At 62.9% G+C, this 13,618-nt stretch carries 15 protein-coding genes; all 15 read right to left on the minus strand.

Annotation, left to right across the window (positions count from 1 at the left end):
- Positions 1-237 (minus strand): ATP synthase F1 subunit epsilon (gene atpC, locus LJE93_10245; GenBank protein MCG6949280.1); only part of this gene is annotated, 237 nt, incomplete at its 3' end.
- Position 238: 1 nt separating this feature from the next.
- Complete coding sequence (gene atpD, locus LJE93_10250) at positions 239-1,684, minus strand: F0F1 ATP synthase subunit beta (GenBank protein ID MCG6949281.1); 1,446 nt, start codon at positions 1,682-1,684, stop codon at positions 239-241.
- A 13-nt stretch (positions 1,685-1,697) separates the two neighbouring features.
- Positions 1,698-2,567, minus strand: coding sequence for an ATP synthase F1 subunit gamma (gene atpG, locus LJE93_10255; protein ID MCG6949282.1), 870 nt, complete (start codon positions 2,565-2,567; stop codon positions 1,698-1,700).
- Positions 2,560-4,092: a F0F1 ATP synthase subunit alpha gene (gene atpA, locus LJE93_10260; GenBank protein ID MCG6949283.1), complete on the minus strand. Its 1,533-nt coding sequence runs from the start codon at positions 4,090-4,092 to the stop codon at positions 2,560-2,562. Before atpA ends, atpG begins: the two co-directional genes overlap by 8 nt.
- A 3-nt stretch (positions 4,093-4,095) precedes the next feature.
- Positions 4,096-4,647, minus strand: a complete 552-nt coding sequence (gene atpH, locus LJE93_10265) for an ATP synthase F1 subunit delta (GenBank protein ID MCG6949284.1) — start codon at positions 4,645-4,647, stop codon at positions 4,096-4,098.
- A gap of 2 nt (positions 4,648-4,649) precedes the next feature.
- On the minus strand, positions 4,650-5,219 hold the full coding sequence (locus LJE93_10270; protein ID MCG6949285.1) for an ATP synthase F0 subunit B: 570 nt from the start codon (positions 5,217-5,219) through the stop codon (positions 4,650-4,652).
- A complete protein-coding gene (locus LJE93_10275; GenBank protein ID MCG6949286.1) occupies positions 5,216-5,647 on the minus strand; it encodes an ATP synthase F0 subunit B in 432 nt (143 codons plus the stop codon). The genes LJE93_10270 and LJE93_10275 overlap by 4 nt, the downstream gene beginning before the upstream one ends.
- A 73-nt stretch (positions 5,648-5,720) precedes the next feature.
- Complete coding sequence (locus tag LJE93_10280) at positions 5,721-6,092, minus strand: polymer-forming cytoskeletal protein (GenBank protein ID MCG6949287.1); 372 nt, start codon at positions 6,090-6,092, stop codon at positions 5,721-5,723.
- Positions 6,092-6,958 carry a ParB/RepB/Spo0J family partition protein gene (locus LJE93_10285; GenBank protein MCG6949288.1) on the minus strand — a complete coding sequence of 289 codons (867 nt, stop codon included), beginning with the start codon at positions 6,956-6,958 and terminating at the stop codon, positions 6,092-6,094. The genes LJE93_10280 and LJE93_10285 overlap by 1 nt, the downstream gene beginning before the upstream one ends.
- The gene (locus LJE93_10290; protein ID MCG6949289.1) at positions 6,948-7,733 is read right to left on the minus strand and encodes a ParA family protein; all 786 of its coding nucleotides are present in this window, start codon (positions 7,731-7,733) and stop codon (positions 6,948-6,950) included. The genes LJE93_10285 and LJE93_10290 overlap by 11 nt, the downstream gene beginning before the upstream one ends.
- A gap of 94 nt (positions 7,734-7,827) precedes the next feature.
- Positions 7,828-8,433, minus strand: a complete 606-nt coding sequence (gene rsmG, locus LJE93_10295) for a 16S rRNA (guanine(527)-N(7))-methyltransferase RsmG (GenBank protein ID MCG6949290.1) — start codon at positions 8,431-8,433, stop codon at positions 7,828-7,830.
- On the minus strand, positions 8,430-10,298 hold the full coding sequence (gene mnmG, locus LJE93_10300) for a tRNA uridine-5-carboxymethylaminomethyl(34) synthesis enzyme MnmG (protein ID MCG6949291.1): 1,869 nt from the start codon (positions 10,296-10,298) through the stop codon (positions 8,430-8,432). The genes rsmG and mnmG overlap by 4 nt, the downstream gene beginning before the upstream one ends.
- Positions 10,295-11,635, minus strand: coding sequence for a tRNA uridine-5-carboxymethylaminomethyl(34) synthesis GTPase MnmE (mnmE, locus tag LJE93_10305; protein ID MCG6949292.1), 1,341 nt, complete (start codon positions 11,633-11,635; stop codon positions 10,295-10,297). Before mnmE ends, mnmG begins: the two co-directional genes overlap by 4 nt.
- A complete protein-coding gene (locus LJE93_10310; GenBank protein ID MCG6949293.1) occupies positions 11,589-12,185 on the minus strand; it encodes a hypothetical protein in 597 nt (198 codons plus the stop codon). The genes mnmE and LJE93_10310 overlap by 47 nt, the downstream gene beginning before the upstream one ends.
- Positions 12,182-13,618, minus strand: a 1,437-nt coding sequence (gene yidC, locus LJE93_10315) for a membrane protein insertase YidC (GenBank protein MCG6949294.1), incomplete at its 5' end; no start/stop codon positions are given. The genes LJE93_10310 and yidC, both read right to left, overlap by 4 nt.

Here is a 13,618-nt window from a genome sequence, read left to right on the forward strand (position 1 = left end):
GAGGACCGTAACCGCGTCGGGCTGGATCTCGGCGAACCCCCCCTGGACGACCAGCCTGCCGGTTGAGTCACCGTCAATCCACGTGACCGCACCGGTGCCGAGAGAGGTCAGCAGCGGCGTGTGCCCCGGCAGCACACCGAGCTCACCCATTGCCCCTGGAATCCGCACCTCCTGGGCGCTGCACTCGAGGATGCGTCGGCTCGGCGTCACGACCTCGAGCTTCAGTCGATCGGCCACCTCAGTCCTCCGCCTTCATCTTGTCGGCCTTCTCGATGGCCTCTTCGATACCGCCGACATAGAGGAAGGCCTGCTCGGGCAGGTGGTCATAATCTCCGGCGCACAAGCCCTTGAATCCCTTGACCGTATCCTCGACCTTGACGTAGCGCCCTTTGAATCCGGTGAACTGCTCGGCAACGTGGAACGGCTGCGAAAGGAACCGCTGGATCTTGCGTGCTCGCGCCACCGTAAGCTTGTCCTCCTCCGAAAGCTCGTCGATACCGAGAATCGCGATGATGTCCTGGAGATCCTTGTAGCGCTGGAGAATCCGCTGGGTCTCGCGGGCCACCATGTAATGTTCCTCGCCGACGATAGTGGGGTCGAGGATGCGCGAGGTCGAAGCGAGCGGATCGACCGCGGGGTAGATGCCCAATTCGGCGATCTGGCGAGACAACACCGAGGTCGCATCGAGGTGGGCGAACGCGGTCGCCGGGGCCGGATCGGTAAGGTCGTCGGCCGGCACGTAAATCGCCTGCACCGAGGTCACCGAGCCCTTCTTGGTTGACGTGATCCGTTCCTGGAGTTCACCCATTTCGGTCGCGAGATTGGGCTGGTAGCCGACGGCTGACGGCATGCGGCCGAGCAACGCGGAAACCTCCGAGCCGGCCTGGGTGAAGCGGAAGATGTTATCGATGAAGAGCAGCACGTCCTGGCCCTCGGAATCCCGGAAGTGCTCTGCCACGGTGAGACCGGTGAGACCGACTCGGAGACGGGCGCCCGGGGGCTCGGTCATCTGACCATAGATCAGGGAAGCCTTCGAGTTTTCCCAGCTGTCGGGGTCGATGACGCCCGCCTCGGTCATCTCCAGCCACAGGTCATTGCCCTCGCGCGTCCGCTCGCCGACCCCCGAGAAGACCGAGAATCCGCCGTGCTGGAGAGCGACGTTGTTGATCAGCTCCATGATGATGACCGTCTTACCGACGCCGGCACCGCCGAAGAGCCCAGTTTTACCGCCCTTGGTGTAGGGCTCGAGGAGATCGACCACCTTGATGCCGGTCTCGAACATCTCGGTCTCGGTCGACTGCTCGGCCAGGGGCGGCGCTTCGCGGTGGATCGGCAAGCGTTCCTCGGCATTCACCGGGCCCTTGCCATCGACCGGTTCTCCGAGCACCCCGAGCACGCGACCTAGAGTCTTGCGGCCCACCGGCACCGAGATCGGCTCGCCGAGATCGGTGGCCTTCATGCCTCGAACCATGCCCTCTGTCGGCTCCATCGCGATGCACCGCGCGCGATTCTCTCCCAGGTGCTGGGCGACCTCGGCGGTGACGTCGATCGGGACCTTGCCCTTGTCACCGTCATCGACAATGTGAACCGCATTCAAAATTGCAGGCAGGTGCTGGTCGGGAAACTCGACATCCACCACCGGGCCGATGATCGATACCACGTGACCGCTGAATTGCTCGCTCATAGAAGACGACTCCCTATCCCTCGAGCGCCTGTGCGCCGGAGACGATTTCAATCAATTCCTTGGTAATCGCTGCCTGTCGCGTACGGTTATAGAGCAAGGTCAGTGCATCGATCATTTCACCCGCGTTGCGGGTTGCTGCGTCCATCGATGTCATACGAGCGGCCTGCTCTGCCGCCGCCGAATCATAAAGCGCTGCCTGGACCTGGGTTTCGACGTGCCGCGGCAGCAGCTCCGCCAGCAAGGTCTCGGCATCAGGCTCGTAAAGATAATCGACCTGCGAGTCATCCTGGAGATCCTCGACCGCGGGTGGCTCGATCGGTAACAGACATTCGATCTTGAGGTCCTGTCGAATCATGTTGACGAAGCTGTTGTAGACCAGCCAGACCGAGCTCGCCACACCGGTGGTGAATGCCTCCATGAACTGCTTTCCAAGGCGAGGACCATCCTCGGCGGAGAGCTGATTCATCGTGTCGCGCTCGTCGATGACCAGGTTCCATTTGCGGCGACGGAAGTAGTCAGAGGCCTTGCGGCCTATGACCGCTAACTCGATCTCCTCCGCCCAACGCCCGGAAAGGAGCTCTTTTTCGAGCGATCGCAGAAGGTTCGCGTTGAACGATCCGCACAAGCCCTTGTCCGACGAAATGACCACCACCCAAGTGCCGCCGCCCTCGGCCGGTGTCTCGAGCAACGGGTGCGAGAATTCGGTGCGCGAGGAAACGTTGGCGAGCACGTGCGACAGCGTGTCGGCCCAGGGGCGAGCGCCGGTAATCGCGTCCTGAGCCCTCCGCAGCTTGGCCGCCGCCACCATCTGCATGGCCTTGGTGATCTGTTGCGTGCCCTTGACGGATTGAATCCGCCGGACGAGATCCCTGGTATTAGGCAAGAGCAGCCTCCGGGTGTTCCTTGAGGAAGAGGTCCACCGCCGCGGTAATCAGCGATCCGAGCTCCTCCTCGGTCTGTTCATCGAGGACGCCGGTTTCGACGATCCGGTTGAGCGTATCCGCTCCATTGTCCCTTGCATAACGATGGAGTGCGGGCTCGAACGCCCCGAGGGCCGAAACCTTGAGGCTGTCGAAGTAACCCTTGGTGCCGGCAAATATGGACACAATTTGGAGTTCGACCGGAATCGGCGAATACTGGCCCTGTTTCAGGATCTCCATCAGTCGCTCGCCGCGAGCGAGCTGACGCTGGGTGGCCCTGTCGAGGTCAGATCCGAACTGCGCGAAGGCTGCCAGCTCGCGATACTGGGCGAGGTCGAGCCGCAGGGACCCTGCGATCGATTTCATGGCCTTGATCTGCGCGTTGCCGCCGACCCGGCTGACCGAAAGGCCGACATTGACAGCGGGACGCTGACCGGCAAAGAAGAGGTCGGACTCGAGATAGATCTGGCCATCGGTGATCGAGATGACGTTGGTCGGGATATAGGCCGAGACGTCGCCCATCTGGGTCTCGATCACCGGCAGCGCGGTCAGGCTGCCGCCGCCGAGTTGGTCGTTGAGCTTTGAGGCTCGCTCGAGAAGCCGCGAGTGGAGGTAGAAGACATCGCCCGGGTAGGCCTCGCGACCGGGCGGGCGACGCAGCAAGAGCGAGATCTCGCGATAGGCCTGCGCGTGCTTCGTGAGGTCGTCGTAGAAGCACACTGCGTGACCTTTGTTGTACATGAAGTACTCTCCGAGCGCGGCGCCGGCGTACGGCGCGAGGTACTGCAGCGGTGCCGGCTCGGAAGCGGTCGCTGAGACTACGATCGTATGGTCCATGGCGCCATTCTTTTCAAGCGTCGCGATGACCTGGGCGACGGTCGAGGCCTTCTGGCCGATCGCGACGTAGATGCAGATGTTGCCGGTGCCCTTCTGATTGATGATCGAGTCGAGGATGACTGCTGTCTTTCCGGTCTGGCGATCACCGATGATGAGCTCACGCTGGCCACGCCCGATCGGGATCATCGAATCGATTGCCTTGATGCCGGTCTGCATGGGCTCTTTCACCGGCTGACGCGCGACCACACCCGGCGCTGTGCGCTCGAGCGGATAACGCTCGGTCGCCTCGATTGGCCCCTTGCCGTCGAGCGGCCGGCCGAGGGGGTCGACCACACGGCCAACTAGCCCGGGCCCCGCCGGGATGTCGAGGATGCGCCCAGTGCGCTTGGCTTCATCACCCTCCTGCACGAGATGGACCTCGCCCATCAGCACGCAGCCGACGTTGTCGTCCTCGAGGTTGAGGGCCAGGCCGTAGACGTCGTGCGGCAGCTCGATGAGCTCTCCCGACATGACGCCATCCAGGCCATAGATGCGGGCGATACCGTCACCGACCGAGATCACGGTTCCGACCTCGGACATGTCGATGGTTGTTTCGATCCCTTCAATTTGACGGCGGATGATGTCCGCTATCTCGGCGGCTTTGATCTGCATATCTTACCCCTGTTCGATCTCGATCTCTTTGCTCAAGCGATCCAGTTCTCCTGCCAGCGAGCCGTCGAAGACTCGCGAACCAACCTGAAGTTTGAAGCCTCCCAGGAGATCCGGGTCGGCCTCGAAATCAGCCACAATCTTGGCACCCTCGAATTCGGAAATCGCACTGACCACACGGTCCTGCTGCGCCTCGGAAAGCGGGTTCACGGTCGTCACCTTGGCTCTCGTTCGACCGAGGCTGTCGTCAACCAGTTCCCTGAAGGTCGTGGCGATGTCGCTCATGTGCTGCATCCGGTAGTGGCTCTGGACCACGTGCAAAAATCGCCGCGTCGGTTCGCCGAATTCGAGCTCATCGAGCACTGCATCGAGTATCGCGGTCTTCGCCTCGACCGATACCAGCGGCGTCACGAGGACGCGCTCGAAATCGGGTGTGGCTTCGAGAGCCTCGACGACGCGGTCGAGCTCGGCGGCAACCTGCTCGGCGCGACCGGGCGTCTGATCCCGGACCACTTCCAGTAAAGCTTTCGCATACGGCGTCGCCCGAAAGCGGCTCATACTTACTCCCTGCCCCTGAGATCTGTCATGGCTTCCAGGCTTCGCTCGAAGTACCGCCGGCGGTCGTCGTCGGTCATCTCGCGCTCGAGAAGGTCGCGGGCGAGCTGTGCCGTCAGATCGGCGGTGTCCTGCGCCAACTGGACGCGGGTTTCAGCTTCCCGCCGGGTAATCTCTTCATCCACCCGGCGCAGGAAGCGCTCCTCCTCGGCCTTCGCCTGCTCTTCGATCCTAGCCGCCTCCGCTGCCCCGTCAGCCACCGCTCGCTGCTTCATTTCGGCGACCTCGGACTCGAGATCTGCGAGGCGCTTGGAAGCCTCGGCCTGAAGGCGATCCGCCTCTTCAAGCTGTCGACGGGCATTTTGAAGCTCTTCAGAAATACCCTCGCTGCGGCTCTCGAGAAAAGCTGCCATAGGACGACCGACAAACCGCTGCAGGATGTATAGGAATGCGGTGAGATTCAGGGCAAGCCAGAAGTAATCCGGAATTCCGAGGTGCTTGACGCCCTTGTCGACCAGGATCGCGAAGACCAGCGCAACGAAAAAAACACCGATCCACCCGATGACGGTCTTCATGAGGAAATCTCCCGACCGAGAAGGCGATCGGCGAGCAAACGCGCCAACTCCTCTGCCCGTCCCCGAAGGTCTGCTCGGGCGGATTCCGCCTCGCCCTTGAGAGTTTCGAGGGCCGCGTTGAGGCGCTCATCCGCATCCGCACGCGCGTGATCGAGGGTTTCCTGGCGCCTGTCCATCGCTCCCTGGCGTGCCTCGGCACGCATTTGCGACGAGTCTTTGGCGGCCTGGGCTATTTCGTCCTCGACCTGGCTGACGGCGGCGAGGTACTCCTCGTTTTTCGCCGACCACTCACGTTGCGCACCATCGGTACGGCGCTGACGCTCCGCGATGACCGTACCGACCGGTCGAATCAAGAAACGGTAAACAATCCAGAGGGTCACCCAGAAGCAAACCATGATGAAGATCAGGGACAGGTTTGGTGGGGTCATCGGCCGCTCCCGGCGCGATCCGCTCCCGCGCTCAGCACGGGGCGGCTCAAGCTAACAAATCCGTGTACTTCGGTCAAGATGTCGATGATACCTTATTTGTGTTTTTTTTCACGTCCTTTGAATCCATGCTCACGGCCCCCTCGAGGAAGGCACCATCCTCCATCACAAGCGCCGGCGTATGGATGTCCGCCCACACTTTCGCGCCGGCATGAAGCAGGACCTGCTCGGAGGCGCGAACCGTACCGCGCACCTCACCGCCGACGACGCAGCGAGCCACCTCGACCTCGCCTTCAACTACCCCTCCGTCCCCGACCACGAGCTCGGAGCGTGATCGGACCGTGCCCTCTACCCGGCCGTCGACGCGAAAGTAGTTGGAAAACTCGAGCTCTCCTCGAATCGTGCACCCGGAGTCCACAAAGCCGTTGAGAGACTCTCCTCGGGCCATCACTCACCCCCCATCAAAAGATCGAATACTCGCATCAACTCATCCTGGTCGCTGCAGGATATGACAACCACGCCCCCTCGGCGACCCGGCCTGATTTCTACGGGCGCCCCGAGGCGCAGTGAGAGCTTCTCTTCTGCCACCAGCAGGTTGGGGTCGCGCTGCGCTGATTTACGGCCGCCTCCTGATTTTCCTTTCGACCCACCACGACGGGCCTCGGCTGCCTCCCTCTCGAGTCCGCGAACCGAGAGACCGGTTGCGACGACGCGTTTGGCCCACTCACTGCGCTCGTCCGCGGTCGAAAACGAGAGCAGTGCCCGCGCGTGCCCGGCCGACAGGTCTCCGCTCTCAACCAGCTCCTGAACCTCACGCGGAAGCCTGAGAAGGCGGAGAGAGTTGGCGACCGTGCTGCGATCCATCCCGACCCGGTTTGCGATCTCTTGTTGAGAGAGACCGAGTCCCGCTCGCAGGCTTTCGAAGGCTCGCGCCTCCTCCATCGGTGTCAGGTCTCGCCGTTGCAGGTTTTCCACCAGCGCGAGTTCGAGTTGGGCGACATCCTCGAGCCGCTCTCGAATCACCGCCGGAACCGTCTCCAGGCCGGCCAAACGCGCCGCTCGTAAGCGGCGCTCTCCGGTAATCAATACGTATCGGTCGGGCCCACCCTCGCTCACGACCACCGGTTGGAGCACACCGTGGCGGCGAATTGATGCGGCCAACTCCTCGAGCGCCCCGGCGTCGAAGACCTGCCGGGGTTGTTGCGGGTTCGGCTCGATTCGAGACACCGGTATCTCCGCAAAGCCCGCTCGCGCCGTGGGCGCATCGGGTATGAGGGCTTTGAGGCCCCGCCCCAGCACCTGTTTAGCCGACATGAGTCCGCTTCCTCCGATCGAGATACTCGCGCCCGAGTTGCAGATACGCCTGAGAACCGCGGCTCCGAAGATCATAGGCGTGGATCGGCCGGCCGAAAGACGGCGCCTCTGCGAGGCGGATATTTCGTGGCACCAGGGTCTCGAAGACGAGATCGCCAAACACGCCGCGCACCTCCGACGCCACCTGTCGTGCCAGGTTGGTTCGTTCGTCATACATGGTCAGGACAATGCCATCGATGGTAAGGCCGGGGTTGAGAAATCGTCGGACCTCATCGACCGTTGCCATGAGCATGGAAACACCCTCCATAGCGAAATACTCGCATTGGATCGGCACCAATAACCCGTGCGCAGCCGCCAGGGCATTGAGCGTCAACAGGCCGAGCGAGGGCGGACAATCTACCAGGACGAAATCATACGCCGCGATTTGCTCACGCGAAAGGGCGTCCCGCAGGCGGTATTCCCGGCCGACCATCCCGACAAGTTCGACTTCCGCGCCGGCGAGGTGCGGTGTGGCGGGCACCAACGACAGGTGGGGGAACTCGGTTGCACGGGAAGTTGCGCCGACCGCCGCGTCACCAATCACCAATTCGTACGAAGTGGGCTCTGTACCATCGAACTGGAAACCGAGGCCGGAGCTGCAGTTGGACTGAGGATCCAGGTCCACGAGCAGCACGCGTTTCTCGTAGGCCGCGAGCGTTGCACCGAGGCTGATGGCGGTTGTGGTCTTTCCCACACCACCCTTCTGGTTTGCGATGGCAACGATCCTCGAACTCATCATCCAAACGCCCACTCTGAGCGCCTCCGACACGCTAGGGGGCGAGAGGTGGTGCGTCGGATTGGGACGCTCGTCATTGAAAGACCACACGGTTTCACGTGAAACATGGTTGCAGCCGAGCCAGCCGGCCGCAATCGAGGCCGGGTAAATTCGAGCTTAACACACGCCATCCACCAGCTTTCGTGAGATCTTCAATGCGATCTGCGGTTGTCCACAGCAACACCTCACCGCCCGGCAGCAACTTCGCGCTCGCCCATTTTAGGAGCGCCGGGACGTCACCAACCGCCCGCGCCGTGATCGCATCAAAAGGACCACAATTATCGAGCGCCTCATACCGGGCGCGCAGGACCTCCGCCTCCAGGCCGAGCTCGCGCACCACCGTGCGGAGAAAGGCCCACCTCTTCTGGCGCGGTTCGAGCAGGATCCCAGAAAGGGCTGGCACAACCACCAGCAGGGGGATTCCGGGCAGCCCGGCTCCGCTGCCGACATCGAGCAACTGGTGGCGGCCCGCAAGGGCGGGGGCTGCGGCCAGCGAATCAACGATGTGGCGATTGACGAGCTCCCGGCGATTCGCGTACCGCACCAGATTGTGTGTTGAGGACCACTTTTCGATGAGCTCGGCAAACCGTACAAGGCGGATCAGGCTGTCGCCGGTGGCATGCGCTGCAAGAAGCGCTTCGAACCCCGGCTCGCCCCTCACCCGGCTCCCCTTCCCTGCGCGAGTCGGCCGGCCAAGATTGCCAACGCGGCTGGAGTCATGCCCGGCATGCGCTCGGCCTCGGCGAGGGTGCGCGGTCTTTCGCGGACAAGCGCTTCGGCAACCTCGCGCGATATTCCGGGCACCGTGGACGGATTGAGATCCTCTGGGATCGGCACCAAACCAAGGCGTCGCACCCGCTGTCTTTCGCGCTCCTGACGGGCCAGGTATCCATCGTAACGGAGGAGGCCGACAATCGTTCGGCACTCGTTCTCTGCGAGCCCTTCGAACAGATCCAGGCGGGTGGTAACCTTTGCCACATCCGTGTCCTGGCGGCGAAGAATGCTCGCCCACGTCGCCGGTGACGTCAATTCGACGCCCGCAATCTCGCGCACCGCATCGCGGGTGCTCGCCGTCGGATTGAGCCGGGTGGATTCTAGCGCCTCTTTCACCTTTCTTCGCCGCTCCCACTGCCTGCGTTCCACGTGAAACGCCTCGGCCCGCACCAAGCCCAGCTTGCACCCTGTCGCCATCAGGCGTTCCCGCGCAGAGTCCACGCCGAGGAGTAGGCGGTGCTCTGCGCGGGAGGTAAACATTCGATAGGGTTCGCGATGTTCGCGTCCACAGAGATCGTCCACCAAAACGCCGATGTACGCATCCTCTCGAGGGATGATGAACGGCGGCTCGTCGCGGAGGGTCCGGCGGGCGTTAATTCCGGCCACCAGACCGAGTGCCGCAGCCTCCTCGTAGCCTGACGTACCAAGCACCTGCCCCGCGAAAAACAATCTCGGAATACTCGAGCACTCGAGGTTCGCACCCACCTGCCGCGGTGCCACCACGTCGTACTCGACGGCATAGCCGTACCGCAGAAAACTTGCTCGATCGAGGCCTGGCACACTGTGAACCACCGCTTCCTGAACGTCCACTGGCAGGCTTGTTGACAGGCCGTTCACGTAGATGCTCTCGGTGTGGCGGCCCTCGGGCTCGAGAAAGATGGTGTGTTGGTCATGGTGGGGAAACCGCACAACCTTGTCCTCGATCGACGGACAGTAGCGCGGCCCGACGCCCTCGATAACACCGGTCAGCAACGGCGAGCGAGCCAGGTTCCGCCGAACGATCTCCTGGACCTCCGGCGGGGTTCGGGTCATCCAGCACACACAGGAGTTTGCGACCGCTCGCGTACGCCACGAGAATGGGCGGGGGGACGCATCACCGCGCTGGATCTCGAGGCGTCCAAAATCGATGCTGCCGCGAGCCAACCGTGGTGGCGTACCGGTTTTGAACCGCCGCAGTTCCAACCCCAGCCGTGCAAGCCCTTCACCCAGAGCGGAACTCGGCCGCTCCCCGACCCGACCCCCGGGAAGCCGCTTCTCACCTGTGTGCAACAGGCCACCCAAAAAGGTTCCTGTCGTAAGAATCACAGCACCCGCACGGATCTGCTCACCGCTCCGAAGCACCACGCCCGCCGCGCAGCCCTTCTCGAGCACCAGGTCATCGACCTCGGCCTCTAGCAGGGTCACGCCCCGCAGGCGTTCGACAACCCGCCGAATCACTGTTTGGTATGCGAGTTTGTCGCACTGCGCCCGCGGGCCCCAGACGGCTGGTCCGCGCGATCGATTGAGTACCCTGAACTGTATGCCGACGCGATCTGCCGCCCAGCCCTGAATACCCCCGAGGGCGTCAATCTCGGTCACCAGGTGACCCTTGCCGATGCCACCGATGGCCGGGTTGCACGGCATCTGGGCGACGGTTCGACGGTCGAGTGTCACTAACGTAACCGACGCCCCCATGCGCGCTGCCGCAGCGGCAGCCTCGCAGCCCGCGTGTCCCGCACCCACGACAACCAGATCACACCGCGCCACGGTCACTTTCCGATGCAAAACGCACTGAACACCTCATCCAGGACCTCCTCGGGCGCAATCTCGCCGATTAGGAGATCGACCGAACGAAGCGCCCAGCGGAGACCCTCGGCAGAGGTTTCGGCACACGCCGGGTTGCAGCCTTCAACTTCGGCGGCGGCTGCGGTGAGCGCGCGGAGGTGCCGGCGAGCGATAGCCACCGCCCCGCCGAGATCTGGAATCTCACCCAGCGCCGCGCGTTCGAGTTCACTTCGAAGCGCCTCTAGCCCCTCCCCACTGTGGCACGACAGCCGAAGCCAGCCGTCTTCGACGCTGCGATTGCCGGCCAGGTCAGCCTTCGATCGCACCTGAATGACCGCCGGGCCCTCATCCACCTGCGGCGCACCGCGGCCATCACCATATGGCCACAGAACAATTGCCACATCCGCAGCGGCGGCCGCCGCGCGCGCCCGCCGGTGTCCCTCGGATTCCACATCGCCACCGCCAGTTCGAAGCCCCGCGGTGTCCTGGAGAGTCATCCGCACTCCGGCAACCTCGAGATCGGCTTCGATGAGGTCCCTCGTGGTGCCCGGCTGGGGCGACACGATTGCGCGCTCCATGCCGCAAAGCATGTTGAATAGGGTCGACTTCCCGGCGTTGGGCCGGCCCAGTATGACGACCCGCAGGCCATCCCTAATCCGGGTGCCCGCACGGGCGGTGCCAAGCAGGGTTGTGAGCTGTCGCCGACACGCGTCGAGGTGTTTCGCAATTTCCGTCTGAGCGACTTCGATGCCCTGAGCCTCATAGTCGAGGGACGCCTCGACCGCAGCGAGGGCGGCAACCAGCGAAGCGCGAAGCTCGGCAAACCGGCGTGATAGGTAGCCGGCAAGTTGCAGGCGAGCGTTTCGGTGCTGCCATTCGGTGTCTGCCGCCACCATGTCCGCAATTGCTTCTGCCTGCACGAGGTCGAGCTTCCCATTGGCAACCGCCCGCCTCGTAAACTCCCCCGCGCCCGCCGGACGAGCGCCAGCAGCGATGATCGCTTCGATCACAGCCGCGGTGAGGTATGGCGACCCGTGAACCGTCACCTCGAACATGTCCTCGCCGGTGTAAGAACGCGGCCCTGGAAAGGTCATGACGATGCCGCGATCGAGGACCTCACCCGACGCGGCATGGAGATCGACCAGGGTTGCCCTCCAGGCGGCGTCGAAAGTGACCTCAGGGCAGAGCAGGGAGGCACAAACCGCCGCCTGCGGGCCGCTCACCCGAATCAGCGCCAGAGCGCCCCGGCCGGCCGGGGTCGCGCGCGCGACAATCGTGTCAGCGCCGCCGGCGAGGGCGGATGACAATTCGCTTGAGGAAACCATCGCCGTCCGATTCCGTCTCGACCCCCGGGTCGTCGGCTAGGGCGAGGTGGATCTCGCGCCGCGCAGCTGGGGTCAGCGGGCCCAGCGTTACCGGCGCTCCTCGGCGCAATGCCTCGTCCGCCGCCGCTTCGGCTCGGTCCTGAAGCTTGAGGGCTCGGCGCTCTTTGAAGCCGTCGCTATCGAGGTGTACCGGCAGATGTGCAGAAAGGCGCCGGTTCAAAACGCGATTACAGAGGTACTGGAAGGCATCCAGGCCGCGCCCGCCCGAGGCCGTCAGAATGTGGAGGTCACTACCCGCAAGCTCGCCCACGAGGGCGTCGGCGCGCTGCTCGAGGCGGGCCGTGATATCGAGCTCTCCAGCTCGAAAGGACTCTGATAGGAACAGCCCGAGAACCGCGACCGGATCGACCGCAGCCTGGATCGCGACGCCGGATTCATCGTCGGGAACGACTTCGTAGTGAAGCTCCTCGAGGCGCGCGCCAAGCCCGTCGCAGGCGGCGCTCAGGGCCTCGTCAAGCGTCGGCCCGTGGAAGGTCTTGCGCCCAGTCATGACTTGCCGTCCTTTCGCTTCGTGGTCGATTTGCCGCCCCCGAGCCGTCTCTCACCGACGATGTGGAGGGTGATTTCCTGTTGGATGATAGTAATCACGTTATTCGTCAACCAGTACAGAACCAAACCGGAGGGGAACTGCAGAAACATGATGCCGAAGATCAATGGCATCATTCGCATCAATCTCTGCTGTTGTGGGTCACCCGCCTGTGGCGCCAGGCGTTGCTGGAGCCACATAGTCACGGTCATCAGTATCGGCGTCACGTACAGGGGATCTTTGATCGAAAGGTCTGTGATCCAGAGGACAAATGGCGCGTGGCGCAACTCGATCGCGCTCAGGAACAGTCGGTACAGGGACCACAGCAGGGGCAGCTGTACCAAGAGTGGCAGACAACCGGCCATCGGGTTGACGCCCTCCTCTTTGTAGAGGGCCATCATCTCTTGATTCATTTTGGCGCGCGCCTGCGGGTCGCTCTTCTTTTTCTTGTATTTGGCCTGGATTTCCTTCACCTTTGGCTGCACCTTGGCCATCTTCCGCATCGACACGGTAGAAGTGTGCATGAGCGGAAAGAGAACGATGCGAATGCCGAGAGTCAGGAGGATGATGGCGACACCGTAGTTGCCAACAATGGCGTAGATCCAGCGCAGGGCTTTGAGGAAAAAGACCGATATGGGGCTGAAAATGCCAAAATTGAGCGTCTTCTCCACCCCGCGATCGATCTCATGCAGGAGGTCATACTCTTTGGGTGCTCCGAGCAACTGTCCACGCAACACCCCGCGCGCCGGAGCTACTGAAATGCGGAGCACCTTCTCGGGCTTTTCGTCACCCGCAATGGTGTGCTCATACGGTTCGACGTGAACCTCGCCAATCTCGCTCGAGGGTCGCAAGAGATTGAAGAAATACGCATCTTCGAATCCTACGTAGGTAAGGCTCGCCGGCGCGAGGACCTGCCGCTCCTTGATTTTGCGCCGCTTCAGGTGTTCCACCTCACCATCGGCCAGCAGAACCCCCTCTCCCCAAAGGGCCAGCCGGCTTTCCTTTTCAACCTCGCCGAGATCCCGCATGCCGGTGCCCAAGCTTACGAGGGCGGAGGCCAACGAACCCTCGGCATTTATCTCCGTATCGAGCCCGTAGCCCTCGCCCGAGAGGGTGATGGTCTTGGTGGCGCGGTTCCCCCGACCATCCGACCAACGGTAGATGACGCCATGATTGACGTTTTCGGTAGCGTACAACCGATGATCCGGCCCGTCGGCTGTGATCAGCTGGAGCGGCGTGGTCGCTTCAGGCAGCGACACCGATTGAACGAGGTCGAGCGGCTGTCCGGCATCTCCATCGTACGCGCGCAGCACGTAGGATGCGACGCGGGCTCCGTCATTCGTGAACTCCACCGTGATGAAGTCGTTGGAGAGGGTTGTCGTGGTCGGTCCGGTGCC

The sequence above is a fragment of the Acidobacteriota bacterium genome (genome assembly GCA_022340665.1).
GTDB lineage: Bacteria > Acidobacteriota > Thermoanaerobaculia > Thermoanaerobaculales > Sulfomarinibacteraceae > Sulfomarinibacter.